This window comes from Allobosea sp. 01N443 (assembly GCF_056399325.1).
In genome coordinates this window covers 86,335-110,496 of sequence record NZ_JBFTRC010000003.1, presented here as the reverse complement: position 1 = coordinate 110,496, position 24,162 = coordinate 86,335, and the positions used below count along the sequence as shown (strand labels likewise).

The 24,162-nt window shown below is 65.3% G+C and carries 21 protein-coding genes; 6 read left to right on the top strand and 15 right to left on the bottom strand.

Annotated elements, in window-relative coordinates; genetic code table 11:
* Position 1: 1 nt before the first annotated feature.
* Together AC1DRP_RS02235 and AC1DRP_RS02230 are read left to right on the top strand one after the other, a co-directional pair.
* Positions 2-460, top strand: a complete 459-nt coding sequence (locus AC1DRP_RS02235) for a cupin domain-containing protein (RefSeq protein WP_441504298.1) — start codon at positions 2-4, stop codon at positions 458-460.
* Positions 460-1,221, top strand: a complete 762-nt coding sequence (locus tag AC1DRP_RS02230) for a GNAT family N-acetyltransferase (RefSeq protein WP_441504297.1) — start codon at positions 460-462, stop codon at positions 1,219-1,221. Before AC1DRP_RS02235 ends, AC1DRP_RS02230 begins: the two co-directional genes overlap by 1 nt.
* Before the next feature lie 117 nt (positions 1,222-1,338).
* Here AC1DRP_RS02230 and AC1DRP_RS02225 read toward each other — a convergent pair whose 3' ends face one another.
* The 3 genes from AC1DRP_RS02225 to AC1DRP_RS02215 all read right to left on the bottom strand — a co-directional run bounded on the left by AC1DRP_RS02225 (position 1,339) and on the right by AC1DRP_RS02215 (position 5,216).
* Complete coding sequence (locus tag AC1DRP_RS02225; protein ID WP_476767687.1) at positions 1,339-3,318, bottom strand: potassium transporter Kup; 1,980 nt, start codon at positions 3,316-3,318, stop codon at positions 1,339-1,341.
* A gap of 106 nt (positions 3,319-3,424) precedes the next feature.
* Entirely contained in the window at positions 3,425-4,699 is a 1,275-nt protein-coding gene (ispG, locus tag AC1DRP_RS02220) for a flavodoxin-dependent (E)-4-hydroxy-3-methylbut-2-enyl-diphosphate synthase (RefSeq protein ID WP_441487853.1), read from the bottom strand.
* Positions 4,692-5,216, bottom strand: a complete 525-nt coding sequence (locus tag AC1DRP_RS02215; protein WP_441487852.1) for a transcriptional repressor — start codon at positions 5,214-5,216, stop codon at positions 4,692-4,694. Before AC1DRP_RS02215 ends, ispG begins: the two co-directional genes overlap by 8 nt.
* A 130-nt stretch (positions 5,217-5,346) precedes the next feature.
* Here AC1DRP_RS02215 and AC1DRP_RS02210 point away from each other — a divergent pair, with 130 nt between their 5' ends.
* Together AC1DRP_RS02210 and AC1DRP_RS02205 are read left to right on the top strand one after the other, a co-directional pair.
* The gene (locus AC1DRP_RS02210; RefSeq protein ID WP_441487851.1) at positions 5,347-6,132 is read left to right on the top strand and encodes a 3-hydroxybutyrate dehydrogenase; all 786 of its coding nucleotides are present in this window, start codon (positions 5,347-5,349) and stop codon (positions 6,130-6,132) included.
* Entirely contained in the window at positions 6,129-7,199 is a 1,071-nt protein-coding gene (locus AC1DRP_RS02205; protein WP_476767686.1) for a patatin-like phospholipase family protein, read from the top strand. The genes AC1DRP_RS02210 and AC1DRP_RS02205 overlap by 4 nt, the downstream gene beginning before the upstream one ends.
* A gap of 106 nt (positions 7,200-7,305) precedes the next feature.
* Here AC1DRP_RS02205 and AC1DRP_RS02200 read toward each other — a convergent pair whose 3' ends face one another.
* The 7 genes from AC1DRP_RS02200 to AC1DRP_RS02170 form a co-directional block, all read right to left on the bottom strand.
* Positions 7,306-7,911 carry a class I SAM-dependent methyltransferase gene (locus AC1DRP_RS02200; RefSeq protein WP_476767692.1) on the bottom strand — a complete coding sequence of 202 codons (606 nt, stop codon included), beginning with the start codon at positions 7,909-7,911 and terminating at the stop codon, positions 7,306-7,308.
* A 56-nt stretch (positions 7,912-7,967) separates the two neighbouring features.
* A complete protein-coding gene (locus AC1DRP_RS02195; protein ID WP_476767685.1) occupies positions 7,968-9,122 on the bottom strand; it encodes a glycosyltransferase in 1,155 nt (384 codons plus the stop codon).
* Positions 9,123-9,234: 112 nt separating this feature from the next.
* Positions 9,235-10,449, bottom strand: coding sequence for an MFS transporter (locus AC1DRP_RS02190; RefSeq protein WP_441504293.1), 1,215 nt, complete (start codon positions 10,447-10,449; stop codon positions 9,235-9,237).
* A 209-nt stretch (positions 10,450-10,658) separates the two neighbouring features.
* Positions 10,659-10,958, bottom strand: coding sequence for a hypothetical protein (locus tag AC1DRP_RS02185; RefSeq protein WP_441504292.1), 300 nt, complete (start codon positions 10,956-10,958; stop codon positions 10,659-10,661).
* 101 nt (positions 10,959-11,059) lie between these two features.
* Positions 11,060-12,502: a S8 family serine peptidase gene (locus AC1DRP_RS02180; RefSeq protein ID WP_476767684.1), complete on the bottom strand. Its 1,443-nt coding sequence runs from the start codon at positions 12,500-12,502 to the stop codon at positions 11,060-11,062.
* A gap of 376 nt (positions 12,503-12,878) precedes the next feature.
* Positions 12,879-13,562, bottom strand: coding sequence for an anti-sigma factor family protein (locus AC1DRP_RS02175; protein ID WP_441487845.1), 684 nt, complete (start codon positions 13,560-13,562; stop codon positions 12,879-12,881).
* A 45-nt stretch (positions 13,563-13,607) separates the two neighbouring features.
* The gene (locus tag AC1DRP_RS02170; RefSeq protein WP_441504290.1) at positions 13,608-14,168 is read right to left on the bottom strand and encodes a sigma-70 family RNA polymerase sigma factor; all 561 of its coding nucleotides are present in this window, start codon (positions 14,166-14,168) and stop codon (positions 13,608-13,610) included.
* 253 nt (positions 14,169-14,421) lie between these two features.
* Between AC1DRP_RS02170 and AC1DRP_RS02165 the strand changes: the two genes are divergently transcribed.
* Complete coding sequence (locus tag AC1DRP_RS02165; protein ID WP_476767683.1) at positions 14,422-16,035, top strand: gamma-glutamyltransferase; 1,614 nt, start codon at positions 14,422-14,424, stop codon at positions 16,033-16,035.
* A 21-nt stretch (positions 16,036-16,056) separates the two neighbouring features.
* On the opposite strand, the gene AC1DRP_RS02160 is transcribed toward AC1DRP_RS02165, so the two are convergent.
* From AC1DRP_RS02160 to AC1DRP_RS02145, 4 genes are all read right to left on the bottom strand, one after another.
* Positions 16,057-17,586 carry an ABC transporter substrate-binding protein gene (locus AC1DRP_RS02160; RefSeq protein WP_476767682.1) on the bottom strand — a complete coding sequence of 510 codons (1,530 nt, stop codon included), beginning with the start codon at positions 17,584-17,586 and terminating at the stop codon, positions 16,057-16,059.
* A gap of 98 nt (positions 17,587-17,684) precedes the next feature.
* Positions 17,685-19,178 carry an amidase gene (locus tag AC1DRP_RS02155; RefSeq protein ID WP_476767681.1) on the bottom strand — a complete coding sequence of 498 codons (1,494 nt, stop codon included), beginning with the start codon at positions 19,176-19,178 and terminating at the stop codon, positions 17,685-17,687.
* A 180-nt stretch (positions 19,179-19,358) separates the two neighbouring features.
* Complete coding sequence (gene cax, locus AC1DRP_RS02150; RefSeq protein ID WP_441504503.1) at positions 19,359-20,453, bottom strand: calcium/proton exchanger; 1,095 nt, start codon at positions 20,451-20,453, stop codon at positions 19,359-19,361.
* A gap of 87 nt (positions 20,454-20,540) precedes the next feature.
* The gene (locus AC1DRP_RS02145; protein ID WP_441504286.1) at positions 20,541-20,744 is read right to left on the bottom strand and encodes a hypothetical protein; all 204 of its coding nucleotides are present in this window, start codon (positions 20,742-20,744) and stop codon (positions 20,541-20,543) included.
* 569 nt (positions 20,745-21,313) lie between these two features.
* Here AC1DRP_RS02145 and AC1DRP_RS02140 point away from each other — a divergent pair.
* Positions 21,314-22,378 (top strand): AI-2E family transporter, encoded by a 1,065-nt coding sequence (locus tag AC1DRP_RS02140; protein WP_476767680.1) that lies wholly within the window; start codon positions 21,314-21,316, stop codon positions 22,376-22,378.
* Between the two features lie 119 nt (positions 22,379-22,497).
* On the opposite strand, the gene aptA is transcribed toward AC1DRP_RS02140, so the two are convergent.
* Positions 22,498-23,847, bottom strand: coding sequence for an omega-aminotransferase AptA (gene aptA / locus AC1DRP_RS02135; RefSeq protein WP_476767679.1), 1,350 nt, complete (start codon positions 23,845-23,847; stop codon positions 22,498-22,500).
* Positions 23,848-24,162: the final 315 nt, after the last annotated feature.

Sequence of the window (24,162 nt, the reverse complement as noted above, 5' to 3'; positions counted from 1 at the left end):
GATGAACCGGCTAGACGGGTTGAGCGCGGCAGGGATCATTCGCCTGCTCGAGCTCAAGCCGCATCCGGAAGGCGGGCATTATCGCGAGACCTTTCGCGACGGGGCAGGACCGGAGGGGCGCGGCTTTTCGACGGCGATCTATTATCTGCTCGACACCGGCGAGACATCGGAATGGCACCGCGTCGATGCAGCCGAGATCTGGCATCACTATGCCGGTGCGCCGTTGGTGATCAGCGTGTCCCCAAACGGCCATGACGCCTCGGCGCATCATCTCGGCCGCGATCTCCTCGCCGGACAGCGCCCGCAATTCGTGGTGCCGACCGGCTGGTGGCAAAGTGCGACGTCGCTCGGTGCCTGGACGCTGGTCGGCTGCACGGTCGCGCCCGGTTTCGACTTCTCCGGCTTCGAGATGGCGCCACCGGGCTGGCGGCCTCAACCCCGCGCGGCACGAGGCGCCTGATGATCTCTGATGTTCCGTACGATCCGGCATGCATCGCCGAATGCGAAAGGCGCATCGTCAACGCCTGGCCGGCTCCCTCGACGCTGCTGATCGGCGACTGGGTCGTGCGCTTCGCCAACGGCTATTCCGGCCGGGCGAATTCCGCCTCGCCCTTGAAGCCGGAGGCCGAACTCGACGATGCGACCCTCGAACTGATCGAGGAATTCTACAAGGCTGACGGCCTCCCGCCCTGTGTCAGGCTGACCCCGCTGATCTCGGCAGCAACGCGCGAGCGCATCCTCGCCCGCGGCTACCGGCTGAAGGATGCATCCTTTGGGCTGATCGCCGATCTCGACGGCAAGCCGCCGGAGGTCGAACCCGCGCTTCAGATCGAGGCCCGTCCGAGCCGGGACTGGATTGCGGGAGTGACGTCGCACCAGACCGGCTCGAGACGCAGCGAGACCAAGCTGGCGGCGATCGTCGAGAAGGTGCGCCTGCCTGCGGCTTTCGCCACGCTGTTCCATGGCGGCGAGCCGGTAGCCTATGGCATATGCGTCGCCGAGCGCGGCATGGCCGAGATCGGCTCGATCGTCGTCGATCCCGGTCACCGCGGACAGGGACTTGGCCGGCGCATGGTTTCCGGGCTCATGTCCTGGGCGCAGCTGCTCGATTGCGACCGTGCCTATCTCCAGGTCGACCAGACGAATGCGGTCGCGATCAGCCTCTATGCGAGCCTCGGCTTTCGCCGGCTCTATGCCTACGAGACGCGCATCCTGGAATGACACCGCGGCTTGGCCGCCTTCACTGGCGACCCAGGAAAGGCCCGCGATCCAGGCCCGAACATCGGCAGGCTGCAATCAGGGACGGGGTCGGCTCGCCGCCGTCCTCATCATCCTGCGCTACACCGTCACTTGCGTCCCGACCTCGACCACGCGTCCCGTCGGGATCTGGAAGAAGCTGGTCGCGTCCGTCGCGCTCTTGGTCAGGGTGATATAGAGCTTGTCCTGCCAGATCGGCATGCCCGATTGCGGTGAGGCCTTGATCGAGCGCCGCGACAGGAAGAACGAGGTCGACATGATGTCGAACTTGAAGCCCTGCTTGCGCAGCATGGCGAGCCCTTTGGGCACGTTCGGGCTCTCCATGTAGCCATAGACCAGTTCGACACGCCAGAAATCGTCGGTGATGCGCGAGAGGCGAACGCGCTCTTCGTCGGCGACGCGTGGCGTATCGGCCGAGCGCACGGTCAGGATAACGTTGCGATCATGCAGCACCTTGTTGTGCTTCAGGTTGTGCAGCAGCGATGCCGGGGCCGTCTGCGGGTCGCTGGTCAGGAACACCGCCATGCCCTTGACCCGGACAGGCGGGCTCTTGGAGAGCATCGCGACCAGCTCGAGCAGCGGGACATCGGTCTTGCGGGTCTTGTCGAACAGGATCCGGGTGCCGCGCACCCAGGTCGCCATCAGGACGACCAGGGCGATGGCCAGCAGCACCGGCATATAGCCGCCACTGAAGAGCTTGAGCAGGTTCGCGGTAAAGAATGCGACGTCGATCACGAGGAACGGCAGGATCAACGCCGCGGCGGCCGGGCGGCTCCAGCCCCAGCTCTTCTCGATGACGATGAAGGCCAGCAGCGAACTGACGACCATCGTGCCGAAAACCGCGATACCATAGGCATGCGAGAGGCTCGACGACGTCTTGAAGCTCCAGACCAGCAGCAGCACCACGAGCAGCAGCAGCATGTTGATGCGCGGAATATAGATCTGCCCGGAGGTGTGCTCGGAGGTATGGCGGATTTCCAAGCGCGGCATCAGGCCGAGCTGGATCGCCTGTCGGGTCAGCGAGAAGGCCCCGGTGATCACGGCCTGACTGGCAATGATCGTTGCAACCGTCGCCATGATCACGAGCGGCAGGATGAAGCCTTCCGGCGCCAGCTTGTAGAACGGGTTGTCGATCGCGGTCGGGTCGGACAGAACCAGCGCGCCCTGGCCGAGATAGTTCAGCACGAGAGCCGGGAAGACGAGGTAGATCCAGGCGCTACGGATCGGTCCACGGCCGAAATGGCCCATGTCGGCATAGAGCGCTTCTGCGCCCGTCACGGCCAGGCAGACCGAGCCGAGCACGGCCAGCGACACGTTCGGATGATCGACGAAGAAGCGCAGGCCATAATAGGGATTGATCGCTGYGAGCACGCCGACATCGTCCGCGATGTGGAGAATGCCGAGCCCCGCCAGGGTCGCGAACCAGATCAGCATGATCGGCCCGAAGAAGGTCGCCACCTTGGCGGTGCCATGGCTTTGCACCATGAACAGGCCGACGAGGATCACGGACGCGATCGTGACGACGTAGTCGTCGAGAGCCGGCGTCACGAGCTTGATGCCTTCGACCGCGGAGAGCACCGAGATCGCGGGTGTAATCACCGCATCGCCATAGAACAGAGCAGCGCCGGCCATGCCGAGGAAGAGCACCACTCCTCCCCGCATGCGGCCAAGCGCGCGCTGCGCCAGCGCCACCAATGTCAGGATGCCGCCTTCGCCATTATTGTCGGCTCGCATCAGCAGCACGACATATTTCAGCGTGACGACAATGACGAGCGACCACAGGATCAGCGAAAGCACGCCAATGACGATGTCGCGCGGCACCGCCGCCATTTCACTCCCGCCGCCGCTATGCACCGCCGCGGCCGTAACGATGGTCTCGCGCAGGGCGTAAAGCGGGCTCGTACCGATATCGCCATAGACGACGCCAAGCGCCCCAAGTGCGAGAGCCGTGTAGCTTGCGGTCGAATGCCCGCCTGTCGCAGAAGAGCCGTGCCCGTCTTCAAGGCCGAAACGTGTCTCGCCAACCTGTCCGGTCGGCGGAGTCGGCTGCTCATGCCCCATCAGGGTTCTCCGCGGGTGCTGCAATGCAGCGAAAGGCCGGGGCCTCTAACATAACGCCGCCACCGCGCAAAGGCGCGCGGCCGAACCGCGCACAAGGAGAGCCGGCTCATTCCGCCGCATCGGCGCGCATCCCGTAGCGTCGCTCGATATAGGCGTTGACCATGTCCTTGAATTCGGATGCGATTCCGGCGCCGCGCAATGTCGCGACCTTCTTGCCGTCGACGAAGACCGGAGCGGTCGGGACCTCGCCCGTTCCCGGCAGCGAGATGCCGATATCGGCATGCTTGGATTCGCCCGGCCCATTCACGATGCAACCCATCACCGCGACGTTCAGCATCTCGACGCCGGGATAGCGGGTCTTCCAGTCCGGCATCGAGGACGAAATCCAGTTCTGGATATCCCGCGCCAGTTCCTGGAACACCGTCGATGTCGTGCGGCCGCAGCCGGGACAGGCCGCGACCAGCGGCACGAAGGCGCGGAACCCCATGGTCTGCAGCAATTCCTGCGACGCCTTGACCTCCAGCGTCCGGTCGCCGCCGGGCTCCGGGGTCAGCGAGAAGCGGATCGTGTCGCCGATGCCTTCCTGCAGCAGGATACCGAGCGCAGCCGAGGACGCGACCAGCCCCTTCGACCCCATGCCCGCTTCGGTCAGGCCGAGATGAATGGCATAGTCGCCGCGCTCCGCAAGCGTCCGGTAGACCGCGATCAGATCCTGCACGCCCGAGACCTTGGCCGAAAGGATGATGCGGTCCTTGGCCAGCCCGATCTCTTCGGCCCGTTGAGCCGAGAGCAGGGCCGACTGCACCATGGCCTCGCGCATCACTGCCCGCGCATCGAGTGGCTGCGGGGAGGAGGCATTCTCGTCCATCAGCGCGGTCAGCAGCTCCTGATCGAGCGAGCCCCAGTTGGCGCCGATACGGACTGCCTTGCCATGCTTGATCGCGAGCTCGACGATCTGGCCGAATTGCCGGTCCTTCTTGTCCTTGAAGCCGACATTGCCGGGATTGATCCGGTATTTTGCCAGCGCCTCCGCGCAGGCCGGGTGATCCGTCAGCAGCTTGTGGCCGATATAGTGGAAATCGCCGACCAGCGGCACGTCGATGCCGAGGATATCGAGGCGCTCGCGGATATGCGGCACGGCAGCCGCAGCCTCGTCACGATCGACGGTGATGCGAACGAGCTCGGACCCCGCACGCGCAAGCGCGGCGACCTGCCCGACGGTGGCCGCGATATCGGCAGTATCGGTATTCGTCATAGACTGCACGACGATCGGCGCGCCGCCGCCAACCTCGACGGTTCCGACCTTAACCGGAACTGTGTAGCGGCGCGGCCGCGGCCCGGCGACATCGGCAAGCGCGGCCGTAAGAACCGTTTCATTCATGGGGATGTGCGCTCCGGCAATGGTCGCAGCGACCGACGATCTCGACGACCTGATGCGAGGGCACGAATTGTCGCCCATGTACGATCGCCGCCACCGCCTGACGCATGGCCGGCGAGGAATCCTCGTCGACGCCGCCACAGGTCTCGCAGATCAGGAAGGCGACAACGTCGCTGGCGCCGTGACCGTGCAGGCAGGCGACATAGGCATTGCGCGAGCTCAGGCGGTGCACGAACCCCTGCTCGACCAGGAAATCCAGGGCGCGATAGACCGAGATCGGTGCGAGACGCCGGCCACCGGGCGGCGAAATGCGATCGGCCAGATCATAGGCGCCGACCGGGCGATGGTCGGCATGCAGGGCCTCCAGGGCCTTGCGACGGATCGGCGTCAGTCTCAGGCCGCGCTCCCGGCAGAGCTTCTCGGCGCGCGCCAGCGCTTCCGCGGCATGACGCTGGTGATCCTGGGCATGGCGACAGGCCGCATGGTCATGGCCGTCATGCGCGTGGGCGTGTGGCTGCATTTTCATCATGTTGCGTTGCAATACTACATCGGGCAACGTGCCGCGACCGCCTTTGCGGGGACGGAAAGACTGCCCGTTCAAATATGCAACGTAAGCATTTTCTCAGCCCGTGTCAGGAGCCTCGACGCTCATGTTCCTTAAAGATCGTACCGCCCTCGTCACCGGATCGACCTCCGGCATCGGTCTCGCCTATGCGCGCGCACTCGCCAGGGAAGGCGCCCATCTTGTCATCAACGGCATCATGCCGGCCCCCGATGCCGAGGCGCTGCGCAGCGGACTCGAGAAGGAGTTCGGAATCAAGGCCCAGTTCTCGCCGGCCGACATGACCAAGCCGGCCGAGATCGCCGCCATGGTTGCGGAGGCGGAGAAGACATTCGGCGCCATCGACATCCTGGTGAACAATGCCGGGATCCAGCATGTCGCGCCGGTCGACGAGTTCCCAATCGAGAAATGGGACCAGATCATCGCGATCAACCTGTCCTCGGCCTTCCACACCACCCGCGCCGCGCTGCCCGGAATGAAGCGCAAGGGCTGGGGCCGGATCATCAACACTGCGTCGGCCCATGCCTTTGTCGCCTCGCCCTTCAAGTCGGCCTATGTCTCGGCCAAGCACGGCATTGCCGGCTTCACCAAGACGGTCGCGCTTGAAGTCGCAACCAAAGGCATCACGGTCAACGCCATCGCACCCGGCTACGTCTGGACCCCGCTGGTCGAGAAGCAGATCCCCGATACGATGAAGGCGCGCGGGTTGACCAAGGAGCAGGTCATCAATGACGTGCTGCTCGAGGCCCAGCCCACCAAGGAGTTCGTGACGGTCGAGCAGGTCGCGGCGCTCGCGATCTTCCTTTGCACGGATGCGGCGAAATCTATCACCGGTGCCACCTTGCCGATGGATGGCGGCTGGACCGCAGCGTGACCGGCAGGCGCAGGACCGGCGCGCGTCTGGTCGAGGGCCTCGCCGGTCCCAAGGCCGAGAAGAGCGTTTCCCTTGCTCTCCAGGGTGGTGGCGCCCATGGCGCCTTCACCTGGGGCGTGCTCGATGCGATCCTCGAGGACGGACGCCTCGCCATCGAGGCGCTGTCTGGCACCAGCGCCGGTGCGATGAACGCAGTCGTGCTTAGCGAGGGCTGGATCGACGGCGGCATCGACGGCGCCCGCACCCAGCTCGAGAATTTCTGGCGGCGCATCAGCGTCGACGGCAAATATGGCGGCTCCGAGCGTTCGCTGATCGACACCATGCTCGGCGCCTGGGGCAAGAACGGCACCCAGCCCKGACTGCTCTGGTTCGAGCTCTTTTCCAAGGTCGCGAGCCCCTATGACGTCAACCCGCTGAACATCAACCCGCTGCGCGGCGTGATCGCCGACCTGATCGACTTCGACAAGGTTCAGGCGTGCCGGGCGGTCAAGCTCTTCATTGCCGCAACCAATGTCCGCACAGGCAAGATCAAGGTCTTCAATGGCGACGAACTGACGGCCGACCACCTGATGGCCTCGGCGTGCCTGCCGATGCTATTCCAGGCGGTCGAGATCAAGGGCGAGGCCTATTGGGACGGCGGCTATATGGGCAACCCCGCCCTGTTTCCCCTGTTCTATGAGGCTACCGGCGACGACATCCTGCTGGTGCAGATCAACCCTCTGCAGCGCAAGGAACTGCCGACCAATGCCCGCGCCATCCAGGACCGGCTGAACGAAATCACCTTCAACGCCTCGCTGCTGCGCGAGCTGCGCGCCATCGATTTCGTCAATCGCCTGGTCGATGCCGGCAAGCTGCCCAAGGACGAGTACAAGCGCGTGCTGATGCACCGCATCGATGGCGGGCCGCCTCTGGCCGAGTTGACCAGTTCCACGCGCATGAACGCGGAATGGGACTTTCTGCTGCGGCTGCGCGACATGGGCCGCGCTGCCGCGAAGCGCTGGCTGAAACGCAATTACGACGCCATCGGCGTCCAGGGAACGCTCGACCTGAAGGAGGCGATCTCCTAGGGCATCGGCCCGGAAAGTGGATTGCGGCTTTCGTGAAAGCCCATGCAACCGCAGACGTTAGATCATGGGATCGGATACGATATGCCCCATGATCGGGGCCATCGGGTCAGGCGATACTCAATCGCCAGACCGTGCTCTTCTTGATCTCGGCGTCTTCCAGCGAGCGCGTCACGGGGACTTCATAGGTCGCCAGTTCCTGCAAGCGCTGCCGCGRCAGATAGCTGCGCCCCGGATCGCCGATCAGCACTTCGGCGCCGCGGGCAACCAGCCCCGAAAGCCAGTCGACCACGCTCTCCGCCATGGCCCGTTCATAGCAGACATCGCCGGCGCAGATCAGCTCCCAGCCGTCATCGCGCCCGATCAGGTCTTCCAGAGCTGCAGTCACCGAGACACCGTTCGCCTCCGCGTTCAGCGTGATCGCCTCGGCCGCGAAAGCATCGATATCGCAAGCCTGAACATGGGCCGCCCCGGCTTTTGCCGCCGCGATCGCGACGAGACCCGAGCCGCTGGCAAAATCGAGCACGCGCTTGCCGCGCACGATCTCGGGATGATCGAGAAGGTGCCGTGCCAGCGCCTGTCCGCCTGCCCAGGCGAAGGCCCAGAACGGCGGCGGCAACCCGATGACCGCAAGCTCGTCCTCTGTCTTCTGCCAGAGTTCGGTCGCCTCCTCGGCGACATGCAGGCTGATTTCGGACGCATGAGGCACCGGCATCAGCCGCGTATGCGCGAGGATGAAGCCGCGCCGATCAAGCGTGGCGAGCGGCGCGCTCACGCCGCGACATCCGTCTGGGGCCGGGCCAAGAGGCCACGATAGAGCGCCTTCACCGCATCCATGACATCGCGTTCGGTGTGGCCATCGAGCAGACGGTTGCGCGCGCTCGCGCCCATCCGCTCGACCAGCCCCGGCGCAGCTGCGAGCACGATCAGCGCCTTGGCGAGCGCAGCCGCATCGTCCGACGGCACCACCATGCCGTCCTGCCCGTCGCGCACAAAGCTGCGGCAGCCCGGCACATCGGTCGTCAGGATAGCCCGGCCGCAGGCCGCCGCCTCGAGGATCGTTCGCGGCAGCCCTTCGCCGCCGCGCGATGGCAGGCAGCAGAGATGGTGGCTCCGCCAGACACCCTCGATATCGCGCGTCGGACCGGCCCAATGGATGCCGGGACGCGCAGCCCATTCCTTGAGAGTCGTCTCCGGGATCGCCTTCGGATTGGACGCGTCCGGCGCACCATGGATGGTGAGTTCGACGCGCGCGCCCTGCGCCCTGGCGAGCTTCACCGCCTCGACGGCGAGGTCGACGCCCTTCGACCAGAGCATGCGCGCGACCAGCGCGACCTTGAGCGGCGGCGCCGGCGGCATCGGCTCCGGCATCAGCACGAGCGGATCGACCCCCGCGCCGCCGACGATCGCGACCTTGCCMTTGTCTTGCGGATCGAACCCCAGCGTCACCGGATCATCGGGATTCTCGAACAGGAAGCGGACGCCGGGTCCGTCGATCGCCTCACGCAGCCAGGTCCGGGCGGCCAGCCGCGCAAGGGCGGCGAGCTGCCCCTGTCTGGCCCCGAGGAAGCCGAGCCCGGTCAGCGCATAGACGCGCCGGTCGATCCCGGCGAGCCTGCCGGCCAGCCCTGCCAGCGCGATCGGCTTCAGCGCGATGCAGTGCAGGATATCCGGCCGTTCGGCTGCGATCAGACGCTTCAGTGTCTGGACCTGGCGCACCAGTGCCAGCGGCGAGAGGCTGCCCCGTTCCGCTTCGAGCGCAATCAGCCGGGCGCCCGTCGCCTCGATGACGCGACGATGCTGGCGCTCCCGCGCGATCACGACGACATCCAGATCCAACTCGCGCGCAGCGCGCGCCATCGGCAGGAAATGCGAGGCGAAGAACCAGTCTTCCGTGACGACGAAGAGGAGTTTGGGGCGGCGCATGATGGCCGGACATGAGGCTGAAGCGGACGAGAAGGTCAAGCGGCCCGCTTGTCAGGGGCCGTGCCGCAGACCTGTCCGGCCACGAGCCAGACAAGGCCAAACCCTCCATGGCTCAGCTATGGCGCGGTTCCTTCAGGGTCGGCAGGAACCAGGCGAGCAGGCCTATCGCCGGCAGGAACGAGCAGATTCGATAGATCGTCTCGATGCCGAGCTGGTCGGCAAATTCGCCGAGCAGGGCTGCCGCAATGCCACCGAGTCCGAAGGACAGCCCGTAAAAGAAGCCCCCGACCAGTCCGATGCGGCCCGGCATCAGTTCCATCGCATAGATCAGGATGGCGGCGAAGGCGCTCGACATGATCAGGTTGATGATAATGGTCAGGACGCCCGTCCAGAAGAGGTCGGCATAGGGCAGCACGAGCGTGAAGGGCAGCGCACCCAGGATCGAGAACCAGATGATCTTGTTGCGCCCGATCCTGTCACCGAGCATGCCGCCGAACAGGGCACCGGCCGCCGAGGACCCCAGGAACAGGAACAGCATGACCTGGGAGGTCTGGACGGAAACGCCGAACTTCCCGATCAGGTAGAAGGTGTAGAACGAGCTGAAGCTCGCGCTGTACGCGTTCTTCGAGAACAGCAGAATAATCAGGATTGCGACGGCCGGAGCAACGCTCGCCAGGGGCGGTGCCGGGATCGCGACCGGGTCGGCTGCACCCGCGACCTTGCCGCGCACCTGCCGCGGACCGACGAGTGCGGACTGCCCTGCGGTCCAGACCATCAGTGCCATGGCGATCAGTGCCGCCGCCGAGAACCATGCCAGGCTGCCCTGGCCGTTCGGCACGATGATGAAGGCTGCCAGCAAGGGCCCAAGGGCGCCCCCGGTCTGACCGCCGACCTGGAAGATCCCCTGTGCCAAGCCATGCTGCCCGCCGGACGCATTGCGCGCCATGCGCGTCGCCTCGGGATGAAAGATCGATGAACCGATGCCGACGCAGGCTGCCGCCAGCAATAGCAGCGAATAGCTGCTGGCAAAGGCCAGGCCGACGAGGCCGAACAGGGAAAACCCCATGCCGACGACCATCGAATACGGCATCGGCTTCTTGTCGGTGTAGAGACCGACCAGCGGCTGCAGCAGCGAGGCCGAGACCTGAAATGTCAGGGTGATCAGCCCGATCTGTCCGAAATCGAGCGCATAGGCGGTCTTGATGATCGGATAGATAGCCGGAATCAGCGACTGAATCATGTCGTTGAGCAGGTGCGTGACGCTGAGGGCGATCAGCACGGGCATTGTTGCGCGACGGGCGATCCCGACCGGCGTAGTCACATTCATGAGCTATGACTTATGTTTCGGCTAACCAGTCAGTCGCTCACTAAAGCAAGCCGAGAGGCCGGACAATTTCATTGCCATGCTCTGCAAGCGATGCTGCGCGTCGCCCAGCGCGGACACTTCACGGCTGGACCAGTTGCGGCCGGACACTCAAACGGGTCCGGCCCTCCGGAGGTTGCGGAGAGCCGGACTGCAAGAGGCCACGCGCTGGCTCAGTAGAGGCTGCAGACCCGGCGGTGGCCGACGACGTCGCCGAAACGGTTGATGCGCTCGACCAGCTCGCAGCGGCGGACGGGAGCATCCTCCTCATAGACCGGCTCGGCATAGGCACGGCCAGTTGAGGCAGCGAGCAATCCGCCGACGGCCAGCGCTCCGACGATGCCGGCACCGACACCCCAATACGGGCCGCGGTAGCGCGGGCGGGCTTCGGCGCCACCTACGCTGGCGAGGAGCGCGGTGCCGAGCGTGAAGGCGGCGAGAGTGGCGGCCATGCTCTTCCGGAAGGTGGTCATCGTCTGTCTCCTGCAGCTCGATCGGGAGCGAACCATTCGCCCTCCATGACCATTGGTCGCGGCAAGCGCGCAGAAGGTTCAAAGCAGCGCCGTTTTTTTTTTCAGGGGCGAGCCGTCGACATTGGCAGGGCGCGCGACAGGGCCGCCGGTCCGTCGACCCGGCCCGCTCCGAAGACAGGGTCCTTGCCCCTGCCGCCGAGATCGACGGCGCTTTCGCTCAGGAGCCTGCGCACCTCATCGAGGCCGAGCTCCGGACGCTTCTCGAGCAGCAGTGCCACGAGTCCCGAGACATGGGCCGCTGCGATCGAGGTGCCTGACGAGAAGGCGTAGCGTCCTTGCGGCTCGGCCGCGAGCACATCGACTCCCGGTGCGGCAACCGCAATGTAATCACCCCGGTTGGCCCCGGAGAACGGCTTGTCGTCTGCATCGCTCGCAGTGACGGCAATGACATTCGGATCGGCGCCCGGATAGAGCGGCGCCGCCTTGGCTCCGCCATTGCCCGCGGCCGCGACCGCGATCATGCCCTTGGTCTTGGCCCCTGCGAGCGAGCGTGACAGCAGCCGGTCCTGCGGGCCGGCGAAGCTCAAGTTGAGAATGCGGGCGCCCTCGCCTGCCGCCCAGTCGAGCGCCGTCAGGATATGGAAGGTCGTGCCATTGGCGGGCCCCGTCGTCGCCGCTCCCGAGAAGGCGCGCGCCGCCAGAAGCCGCGCGCCCGGAGCAATCCCCTGCAATTGCGCCTGCGCCAGGATCGCCGCCGCCATCGCAGTGCCATGCGCATCGGGTTGGCCTTCGCCGCCGAGCGCATCGAAGGAACCGGCAAGAACACCCTGCAGCTCCGGATGGCTGGTATCGGCACCGGAATCGATCACGGCCACGCGGATCGCCGCACCGCGCGCGATCTTGTGCAGATCGTCGAGATGCAGCTTCTCGACCACATATTGCGGCTGCAGCTCGCGCTTGGGCACAGTCGAGACAAGTGGCGGGATCGGAGGAAGATCCGGGATGACGATCGTTTTTTCGGCATCGTCAGGCCTGCCTGCTGGCGGTACCGGTACACCATCCGCGCCCGCCGGCTGGGCGGTGCCCTTCGGTTCGTCCTGCTGCAAGGTATAAAGATAGTTCGGCTGGGCACTGGCGACGCGCGGATCGCTCACCATCTCGGCCAGCACGCCCCTGGCGCTGCGGCCGCCCTCGAGACGCGCACGAATGATGGTCATGCCGGCAAGCGCGAACCGCCGGCTGGCAATCTGCGTCGCGCGATAGCGGCGAAGCACCGCCTCGGCTTGCGCATTCGGCGCAAGCTCGAACAGGATCTCCTCATTGACCAACCGCCGTTCGGTGGCCGGCGGGACGATCACATTGGGCTGACGCGCGGCCGGCCGGGCGGCTCGGGTCGGCGGCGGTGAGACGGGAGGAGCGGCGCGCCGCGTCCGGGGCGGCGCAACCTCTCGAACCGACGGCGGCCGCCGCGGCCTGCGCAACACCGGCTCCTCCTCATAATCCTCGATGATGACCGGCCGGCGGCTCGCTTGATCCAGGATCAACCCGCCGATGATGCCGGCGCCGACACCGACGGCCGCGGGCCCCCAGCTACCTCCGCCCGGATATCGTCCAGGATAACGAGGCGGCCGCCCAGGCGCGCCACCGGGACGCTGGTCGGGATAGGGCCTGGTCGTCGGGACGCGATCGCTTCCTGTCTCCGACCTCTGGCTCAGTCCCTGGCCCTGGCCGAAGCGCTGACCGCCGGTCCTGAAATCTTGAGCGGAAGCTGGGAAAATCAGCCCGATGAGCCAGACAAGGGCGGCGCAACCGGCAAATCGCGCCCACTGTTGATGCGACCTCCCGCTGGTTTGACGGAGCACGGCACCCACTCCCCATTTCGGCCCCAAGGCCAGCATCCCAAAGCCCCCGTCGCGCCCGCTACGGGGCCGGCGCTACGAAGCTGATGATCGCAGCCTCGGCCTTCATCCGCGCCGCGATGGCGTCGACCTGCGCCGGCGTCAGCTTCGCGTCGCCGACGCGCACCTTGAAGAAGCCGTTGGCGCGCGGACCGTCGACCACCGACGCCTCGTAGCGCTTGAAGAAAGCGGCAATGTCGGCGGCCCTTGCATCCGGTACGAAGCTGAGCAGGACATAACGCTCCGAGGACGATGTTCCCGGCGCAGACGCAGTCCGGAACCCACCCCCGCCACCGCGCAGGGCAACGCCCGTCAGCGCAACGCCCTGAATCGCGATCAATGCCAGAGCCGCGGCGCTGGCATAGGCAAGCTTTCGCGGCGGCAGCGCCGCCAGCCATTGGCCGAGCCAGCTCAGGAAGCCGCCGCGGGCCCGTGCCAGAAGCGGCGCCTGCTGCGGTTCGGCTTCGATGCCGGCCATCAGACGGTCGAGCGCGCGTGGCGAAGGGGCGCCCAGGCTCTCGTTGAGCAGGATCGTCTCCGCCATATCCTCACGGATGATCTCGAGCCGTGCGGCGAGTTCAGGATCAGTCGCCAGCGCCGTCTCGACGCGCGCCTTGTCGGCAGCCGAAATGCGGTCATTGGCGTAGAAGGGCAGCAGCTCTTCGAGCTCACGTCGCCTCGGATCGGTCGCGATGCCCTCAGTCATGGCGCACCTCCCGATTGGGCGGATCGAACCGGCCTCCGAAAGCACTCATGGCCAGCCCCGATCGATCCCGGCCGCCTTGAGCAGCTCGCCCAGCTTCTTGCGGGCATGGAAGAGCCGCGTCTTGACGGTGTTCTCGGGGATGCCGACAATCCGCGCCACCTCCTCCACGGAGGTCTCGTGATAATAGACGAGATCGATGACCTCGCGGTGTTCGAGGCTGAGTTTCCCGAGGCAGGCCCTGATCGCGAGACCCTTGTCCTGCTTCTGCAGCACGATTTCAGGATCGTCCGCCTCGTCCTCGATGGATTCGGCGAATTCGTCGTCCAGGCCAGCCTCGCGCCGCTTGCGCAGCAGCGAGTAGGCCTTGTTGCGGGTGATGGCGAGGAGCCAGGTCGTGACGCTGGCGCGCGCCTCGAACCGGTCCGCCTGCCGCCAGAGGTCCATGAAGACGTCACTGATCACATCCTCCGCAACCGTCTCGTCGCGCACGAGCCGCAGCGCGAAACGATAGACATGCACCTGGTGCCGCGAGAACAGCACCTTCATCGCGAGCCGGTCGCCCGAGGCGATCCGCTTGACGAGGTCTTCGTCGGACTCGGTATGCATCGCGCGGGGCCCTGCATGCCGGCTCGCAGGTTTGTCGCTGCGAATGCGGCGGAGGTTCAATCCGTTCCAAGATTAATGGCTCGCACGCATTGCGCCAGCCATTTGCTGCGACATCCTCAACCTGGGGTCGCGAACCCTGCCGCCGCAGCAGAGCCGCCCCCGAGCCGATCGCAGGGCGGGCCTGCTTTGCCAGCCTTCCGCCGCGCCGCGGAATCGTGGAAGCATGCGCCCTCGAACAAGGGGAGTTGGATATATGGCCGTTGCCAAGAGCGCGCGTGAGACTGTCTACCGGACGCAGAACTGGAACCTGACCAAGCCCTCGGCGCGCGGAAAGAACGGCATTGTCGTCTCGCAGAACCGCGAGGCAGCCGCAGCCGGCGCAGCGATCCTGGACGCTGGCGGCAATGCCGCAGACGCCGCCGTCGCTGCCTGCTTCGCGCTCGCCGCGGTCGAACCCTGGAACAGCGGTCTCGGCGGCATCGGCTTCGCGGTCGTGCTGAAGGCCGGTGAGCAGCGGGCGCAGGTCATCGATTTCGGCCCCGTCGCGCCCCGTCGCGCCGATCCGGCGGACTACCCGCTGACCGGCGCGATGAAGAAGGACCTCTTCACCTGGCCGGAGGTGGTGGACGACCGCAATATCCACGGACCGCTCTCCTTCTGCATCCCTTCGTCGGTTGCGGGCTATGCGGCGCTGAAACAGCATTTCGGCAGCGGACTGCCGGTCTCCGACCTCCTCGCCCCTGCGATCRCGCTCGCCAGGCGCGGGCTGGCGCAGGACTGGTACACGACGCTGAAGATCGCCTCCTCGGCCTCGGTCTTGCGGCTCTATGAAGAAAGCGCCCGCATCTATCTGCCTGGCGGCCTGCCGCCGGTGCCGCCCTATCAAGGTGTCCCGGGCTTCATGAGGCTCGGCAATCTTGCAGCGACCCTGGAGCGCCTGGCCGAGGCCGGCCTGCGCGACTTCTACGAAGGCGAAACCGCAAGGCGCCTCGCAGCCGATATCGCGGCAGTGGGCGGCGTCGTCGATGCGACCGACCTCGCAGGCTGCGAAGCGACCGTCCGGCAGGCTCCCGTGATCGACTGGCGCGGAACGCATCTGCTGCACACGGCCGGCGGGCTGACGGCCGCCCCGACGCTCGCCGCAGTCGTCGAAGGCATGGCGGCAGTCGCTCCGCCGACGGGAGGCCCGGACGCCGCCTGGTTCGCAAAGCTCTCGACGGTGATGCGCGAGGCCTATGCCGAGCGCCTCTCCGGACTCGGCGCCGCACAAGCTGCACCGGAACCGGCCGACACCTGCACCACGCATCTGACCGTGGTCGATGGCGAGGGCAATCTTGTCGCCATTACCACCACGCTGCTCTCGTCGATGGGCAGCCGCGTCGTGCTGCCCGAGACCGGCGTGCTGATGAACAACGGCATGATGTGGTTCGATCCGCGCCCCGGCAGCGCCAATGCGATCACCCCTGGCGCGCGACCGCTCTGCAACATGTGCCCGGTCGTGGTGACTCCGAAGGACGGCAACTGGCCGCGGTTTGCCATGGGCGCCTCGGGCGGCCGGCGCATCCTCGCCAGCGTCTACCAGAGCCTGGCCTGGACGCTCGATTTCGGCATGGACGTCGGCGAGGCCGCCCATGCGCCGCGCATCGACGTCTCCGGGCCGGATTCGACCAGCGCCGATTGCCGCCTGCCCGACGATGTTCTCGATGCGCTGGAAGCGGCCGGACCGGTCTCGATCGTCGAGCACGGGGTGCTGCCGATCAACTTCGCCTGCCCGAACCTGATCCGCGCCGACACCGACGGCGCGGAGGGTTGCAGCGATCTCGTATCGCCCTGGTCGGCCGCGGTCGCGGCAGCCCCTGCGGCCTGACGCGACTCCGCCCTGCGCCGGTCAGGCCCGGCGCAGGCCCCACGGATAGGGCGCGGAGCCCGGCAGCATGCCGGTCAGGCTCTTGCGATAGGCCGTGCGAATAGCGAACTGGCCGAGCGGGATGGTCGCAACCTCTTCCAGCGCCAGCCGCGCCAGGGCAACGGCCGCCTTCTTCTGGCCAGCCGCATCGGCGGCGTAGAGCCACTCCTCGGCCAGTTTCTCGGCGGTCTCGTTCTCCCACCAGCCGAACCAGCCCTTCGCTCCCTGACCACGGACGAGCAGCGACAGGGCCGGGTTGCTCCAGCCCACCGCCGGGCCGGTGGTGTGAAATATGCTCCAGCCGCCCTTCTCGACGCTTTCGCGATTGCCGCGACGCTGCACGACCGTGCCCCAGTCGCTGTCGGCCATCTGCACATTCATGCCGAGACGCTGCAGCAATTCACCGGTGACCTGCCCGAGCGGGCCGATATCGGGGAAATCGGTGGCGCTGATGATGACGACCTTCTCGCCAGCATAACCGGACGCCGCCAGGGCGGCCTTCGCCTTGTCCAGTTTTTGCGGCATCAGGTCTTCCTGCTCGCCGGTATAATAGGGCGTGCCGCGCGGCCAGAGGCTGCGGCAGGTCTGCCAGAGCGTGGTGTCGTCGCCCTGCGTCGCCTGCATGTAATCCTCCTGGTTGACCGCCATGCGAACGGCTTGGCGCACCTTGGGATTGTTGAAGGGCGGGTGCAGGTGGTTCAACCGCATGATCGCCATCCGGCCGGAGGTGTCGGTCGCCTCCCGCCTGATCTCGGGATTGCTCGCGAGCAGCGGCTGCAGGTCGGTCAACGGACGCTCCCACCAGTCGACCTCGCCCTTCATCAGGGCCGAAGCCGCGGTCGCGGGATCGGGCAGGACCTGCCATTCCACCCGCTCGAAATAGCCGGTCTTGCCGCCGGCGTTGCGGCTCGCCGGCTCGGGACGCGGCTTGTAGCCGGCGAATTTCTCGTAGACCACCCGGCTGCCGKAKACATACTCGCCCGGGATGAAGCGGTAGGGGCCGGAGCCGACGATCTCCGTCACCTGCTTGCTGGCATCGGTCACGGCCAGCCGTCCGGGCATGATGAAGGGCGGCGTATCGACCTTGGCGAGAGCCTCGAGCATCGTCGGGAAGGCGCGCGTCAGCTTGATCTCGAAGACCCGGTCATCGACGACCTGCCAGCTCTCGACCACCTTGGCCAGCAACTGCCCGTACGGGTCGCGCTGGCACCAGCGCTTCAGGCTGGCGACGCAATCGGCGGCCTTGACCGGCGCGCCGTCATGGAAGACCAGACCGTCACGAAGCGCGATGCGCCAGGTCTTGCCATCGTTCAGCACCTCGTGCCCTTCGGCCATTTGTGGCTGCGGCTTGAAGTCCATATCGGCGCCGAAGAGCGTGTCGAAGACATAGTAGCCGTGATTATTGGTCACGGTCGCGGTGGTCCAGATCGGGTCGAGCGCGCTCAGATTGGCCTGCGGCACGAATTTCATCAGCGTGGAGCGCCCGGCCTGGGCCCGGGCGAGAGACGTCAACGAGGCACTGCCGAGGCCGGCTGCGACGGCCCCCTTCAAGAATATACGGCGCTTCAACGGAAATCCCCTCTTGTCATTGTATTGGCGGCGACGGCGCGTCAGTCGAACCCCAGGAACCCTGGACTGTCGCTCAGGCGTCGAGCCTTCGCCAGCGCGGCGATGTCCGGCACCGGTCGCGCCGTACGTGGATCGCCTGCCAGCACCCGCTCGAGGGCCGCCGCAACGGCAAGCGCCTTGGCGTCGCCGCCGCGCGGACCGACGATCTGCAAACCAAATGGCATGCCGTTGCGATCCAGTCCGACCGGCAGCGAGATCGCGGGGTGGCCGACCACGGTGACGGCATAGGCCAGTGCCAGCCAGTGGAAATAGGTTCGCGTCGCCTTGCCGTCGATTTCGGCCGGATAGAGTTCGCTCCAGGGCCGCGGGCTCAACGTCACGGCCGGCGACAGGATGACGTCGAAGCGCGAGAAGAAGCTCTGCCAGTTCTTGTAGAGCACGGTCTGCTGCTTCAGCGCCTGGGTGACGTCGAGTGCGCTGTAGCGCAGTCCTTCCTCGACATTGGCGCGAACATTGGGGCCGACCTGTTCGGGCGTGTCGCGCACCCGCTCATGCATCGAGGCCAGGAAGGAGAGCGAGCGCAAGACCTCGAAGGTTTCGTCCGTGCCGCTGCAATCGGGCGTCGCCTCGTCAGCGACGGCAAAGAGGTGATTGAACAACCCGGTCTTCTCGGCAAAGACCTCACGGATATGCCGCTCGGTCGGCGCGAAACCGAAATCGGGCGTCAACGCGACCTTCAGCGAGGCAAGGTCGATCTCGGCCGGCCGCGCGAAATCCTCCGGTTTGCGCACGGTCTGGCCGAAGATCGTCGTTGCCAGCGGATCGCAGGCATCGTCCGAGACCATGGCCGAGAGCAGCAGGCAGAGGTCGGGCACGGTCCTCGCCATCGGGCCCAGCACACTCAGCGGGTTCCAGCCGAAGGGTCGCTTATCGCTCGGGACCAGCCCCGGTGTCGGCCGAAAGCCGACGACGCCGTTGAAGGCCGCCGGATTGCGCAGCGAGCCGCCCGTATCCGAGCCGGTCGCGATCGGCACCATGTTGGTTGCCAGCACGACGCCGGACCCGCCGGAGGAGCCCGCCGCCGATTTGGAGGGATCGAAGGGATTGCCGGTGACGCCATAGACGGCATTGCGCGTGTTCGCGCCGGCGCCCCATTCCGGCGTGTTGGTCTTTCCGGCGATGATGGCGCCGGCCTTGCGGACCGAGGCGACGATCAATTGGTCTTCAGGCGGCACGAAGTCCCGAAACAGCGGGCTGCCATAGGTCGTCCGCAGGCCCGCGACATTCTCGAGATCCTTGATGCCGACCGGCAGGCCATGCAGGGCGCCGAGAGCATCGCCGCGCATCGTCGACTCATCTGCCATTCTCGCCGCCGCCCGCGCTCGCTCGTCATCGCGCGCAACCATGGCATTGACGGCCGGGTCGACGGCATCGATGCGGCGGATGCAGCTTTCCAGCAATTCGCTGGCTGAGAGGGACTTCGCCCCGATCAGGGCGCGCGCCTCGACGGCACTGAGATCGCAAGGTTCRCTCAAGGCAGGCCCCTCCATTGGCATGACGCGGCGCAAGGGCCGCGTCTCGTCAGCCAGATCGACAGGAGGCCAAGCTGGCATCGCGGGGACAGGCCTCGCAATGCACAGGATTGCATCGACCCGATGCGCCGGCCGGCGGTCGGGCCGATGGCCGGCTCGCGGGCCAAGATCGGGCCGCTTCGCCTACTGCATATTTGGCGGCAGAAGGTAAAGCGTCATGGCGAAAATCAGATAGACCATCAGCAGGAGCACGCCGACGAACCAGGTCGAGCGACCACCGCTGGTCGTCAGGAACGCGGTCAGCGTGGAAATGAGCACCATGACCACCGCGCCCGGCCAGAACAGCAAATTCATCGGCGCTGGACCGATGACGTAGCTGAGCAGGACCAGCACCGGAGCGACGAAGAGCGCGATCTGGGATGCGCTTCCCAAGGCGATGCCCACGCTCAGGTCAAGCCGGTTTCTGCTCGCGCCGGAGAACGCCGAGGCCATTTCGGCAGCGCCGCCGACCAGCGCCACGACGATGAATCCTACAAACGCAGGCGTCATTCCCAACGCAACAGCGGCTTGCTGCACGGATTCGATGAAGACTTCGCTGACCAGTGCCACGAGGACCGTAACGCCGGCCAGGGTCGCGAGAGCCAAGCCCAGCGGAAATGCCTCTTCGCCGGCCTCCGCTGTATCCGTGCTGCCGAAGAACTCCCGGTGTGACTTGAGCGAGAATACCAAGCCCAACGCATAGGTCCCGATCAGCAGCACCGACAGACCCACGCTCAATTGATGGGCGAAGCTCGATGACGCCACGGAGCCCGCATCGGGAACGATCGACGGAGCCAGCATGGCGACAACGGCAAGAAAGAGAAGGCTCGTTTGGAGGCGGGCACTGACCCGATTGTAGTCCTGCACATGGTATTTGAGACCGCCGATCAGAAATGACGCCCCCAGCATGAACAGAGTGTTGGTCACGATCGCTCCGGCGATGGACGCCTTCACCAACGTGAATTCACCGGCGCGTAGCGCGGCCAGCGCAATGATCAGCTCGGTCAGGTTGCCCAACGTGGCGTTGAGAAGGCCGCCCACGGCATCACCTGTCTTCACGGCAACGGACTCCGTCGCGTGACTCAGCAACGTCGCCAAGGGTACGAGTGCAAGTACGGCAAGCACGAACAGGAGTGTATGTGCTTCGGGCTTGAGGCGCTGGGCGATGAATACTGCGGGTACCATCGCCAACAGCCAGAGAATGGCATTGTGGCGGATTTCTCGGAGCAGCGGCGCAATCATTGCCATCAGGTAGGCCTTCCCTGTCTTGGAACTGGCACCTTCGTTTGGGCTCCGGGCGTCACTCCAGGCGTTCTCAGTTGAACCTTATTTCTCGTCAGTAAAATCGATCTCCGTCGCGCGGAGCGCTTGGACGCTGCCCGCTGCAACAAGACCGGTCAGGACGATGCGTCCAATCACCAATCCGAGCCCGATCATGACAACCAGCACTCCGGACAGAATTGGCCCTATCACACGGAATTGTTGCGCGAGGGCGAAGAAAGAGGCGCGCCTTTTCTCTTTGGGCTCCATCAGATGAAACCTCGTAAGATTAGGCACCCAGACGCCCCCAAGCAGACCGCGGCAGCCTTCCATTATAGTAAGGCAAGCGCTTCCATCTGTGCGTCGAACGCTAGAACAAGGCGTCGGCCACCGAACGGGTCGAAAGCTGCCATGAGCGAATTTCCGACTGCCGGAACTGTCTATCGATCGTATTCACCGGTCAAGATCGCCGTTTCGGATGGATTAATCTGTTCTCGCGAAGATGGGTGCGCCGCCGGTACGCTGACGAGCGCGTTGGAGAGTACTCGACTTTCTGCCAGTCGCCAGCGGAACCGGACATGCCGATTCCCGGGCACATCATCGAATGCCAGAACGTTAGTTTACAGGGCTTACGTTCATTGTACTGTGTTCTGCGTGTCAGCCAACGATGAGCCGTGGTTGTTCGGCCAATCGGATATGCAGGCACTTGGAACTCGTCTTCCGCTGCGTCCACCGGAGATCCAGCCCATTCTCGTCRCATTTCCGACGTGGTCCAGAATGGGCTGAGTACTACACACCACACGAGGCTCTTGCAGCAAACTGTTTAAGGGGGCAGATCGATGGACGGGAAGGCTCCAAACCTCGGTCGCCCCTCGACCATGATCGACAATGCCATTCGGGTCGGTCTGGTTGCCCTGCTGGTCTATGCCTGCGCACGGATCGTGCTTCCCTTTGCATTCCTTTTGATTTGGTCAGCGATCCTGGCGGTGATGCTGTATCCGCTCCATCTGCGCTTGATGCCGCGGCTCGGGAATCGTGGATCGGCGCTGCTGATCGGACTGATCGGCGTCGTGTTGATGCTGGGGCCGATGGTGATTGCGGTGACGTCGCTTGCGACGACGCTCTATTCGCTGATCTCGACCTTGCAGAGCCAGAACGTAACCATCCCACAGCCACCCCTATGGCTCGATGGCACCCCTTTGATCGGCAAGAAATTAACGGAGATCTGGACACTCGTCGCCTCCAACCTGCCGGCGGCGCTGGCAAAATACGGCCACCTGCTCAGCGGGCCCTTGGCATGGCTGGCTACGTTCGCTGGTGGCCTTGCCGTTGGCGAACTCTCATTCGTTCTTTCCTTCGCGATCGCCACGGTACTCATTGTCTACGGCAAGGACGCAGCAACGTTCGCTAGACGCCTGTTGACACGCGTCACAGGGAGCAACGAGCGCGCGGTGCAACTGGTCACGCTGACCGCAGCCACGATCCGCGGCGTGGGACTCGGGGTTGTTGGCGTTGCTCTGATCCAGTCATCGCTTTTAGGCCTGGGCTTCTTCGCCATAGGAATTCAGGCAGCCGGTCCCTTGACCCTTGTTGCGCTCATATTGGGCATCATGCAGGTGCCGCTGATTTTGCTGACGCTGCCTGTGGTCGGCTATGTCTTCATTTACGAAGCAACGCAGCCGGCAGTCATCTTTCTGATCTGGAATATTGTCGTCGGTCTCGGCGACAACATTCTCAGACCATTGATGCTCGGCAGAGGGCTGAATGTGCCGATGCCGGTCATTCTGATGGGCGTTATCGGCGGCATGATCGTCGACGGGCTCCTCGGACTATTCGTCGGGCCCGTTCTTCTGGCCGTCAGCTACGTGTTGCTGCTGGAATGGCTGCAGCAACACCCGGTGTGAATTGCTCTCCTGCGGCGTCCTTACCTCGATCGCAGGCAGCGCCGCACCGGCGGAGACGCGCCTGACGCCCTCCGTCGAAGGCGGCAAGCGCAATGGCCGCGAATGCACCGGCGCTTGCTCTAGGCTGCGCGCTTCAGCGCTTCGCCGAGCAGGGACACCATGTCGTCGATCTGCCCGGGCTCGACGATCAGCGGTGGCGACAGAGCGATGATGTCGCCGGTGAYACGGATCAGCAGCCCTTTCTCGAAGCAGTCGACGAAGATGTCATAAGCCCGCGCCCCGATCGCTCCAGCGCGCGATTCGAGCTCGATGCCGACGACGAGGCCGATGGTGCGGATATCGATCACATGCGGAGCGCCCCTGAGGCTATGCATCGCCTCCTGCCATTTCGCCGCGAGCTCGGCGGCGCGCGTCAGGAGCCCCTCTTCGGCATAGATGTCGAGCGTCGCGAGACCAGCGGCGCAAGCGATCGGGTGGCCGGAATAGGTGTAGCCATGGAACAGCTCGATCGCAGCCTCCGGACCGGTCATCAGCGCATCATGCACCTTGCGGCTGGCGAAGACGGCGCCCATCGGCACCGCACCATTGGTCAGCCCCTTGGCCGTCGTCATGATGTCCGGCACCACGCCAAAATACTCGGCCGCAAAGGGCGTGCCGAGACGGCCGAACCCGGTGATGACCTCGTCGAAGATCAGCAGGATGCCGTGACGCGTCGCAATCTCGCGCAGGCGCTGCAGATAGCCCTTCGGCGGCAACAGAACGCCGGTCGAGCCTGCGACGGGCTCGACGATCACCGCCGCGATCGTTTCCGCGCCATGCAGCGCGACCAGGCGCTCCAGATCGTCGGCAAGTTCGGCGCCGTGCTCCGGGAGCCCCTTCGTGTAGGCATTGCGGGCAAGATCATGCGTATGGCGCAGATGATCGCTGCCCGGAAGCTGCGGGAAGACACGCCGGTTATTGACCAGTCCACCGACAGAAATGCCGCCGAAGCCGACGCCGTGATAGCCGCGCTCGCGGCCGATCAGGCGGGTTCGCGTCCCCTGCCCGATCGCGCGCTGATAGGCGATGGCGATCTTGAGAGCCGTATCGACTGATTCCGAGCCCGAACCGGTGAAGAAGACGCGATCGAGTTTCGCCTCTCCGGCCCCTGGCGCCAGGGCGGCGAGGCGCTCGGCGAAGTCGAAGGCGATCGTGTGCCCCATTTGGAAGGACGGCGCATAATCGAGGGTCGAAAGCTGGCGCTCGACCGCTTCCGTGATCTGGCGGCGGCCATGTCCGGCATTGACGCACCAGAGCCCGGCCGTGCCGTCGACCACCTTGCGACCATCATCGGTGGTGTAGTGCATGCCCTGGGCCGAGGCGAGGAGCCGCGGCGCGGCCTTGAACTGCCGGTTGGCGGTAAAGGGCATCCAGTAGCTGTCGAGCGAGCGGGCGTTCTGCAATGAGGCTGGCGGAGTGTTGGCGGTCATGGCGTGCTCCCTTGTCTGCCTGCCACAAGCCACGTTCCGTCATTGCCAACAAGTCTGTTTCGGATGAAACATAAGACGCTGATTTATAAGGAGACAAAGACAGATCGATGCAGATATTGAACAGAAGGAACAGCGGGTGATCGGCATCGATGTCGGAGGGGTGACTGCGCCATGCCGGGCCGGTAAGCTCCGACACGAAAATGAGCTCATTTGGGGCCCGTGGGCGTCGGTTTGACAGATAAGCTGTCCCCTTCGCGTCAAACACAGTTGGCGTATGTCCCACGGCAAGCGCACGGGACGAAGATGTGTCGAGGA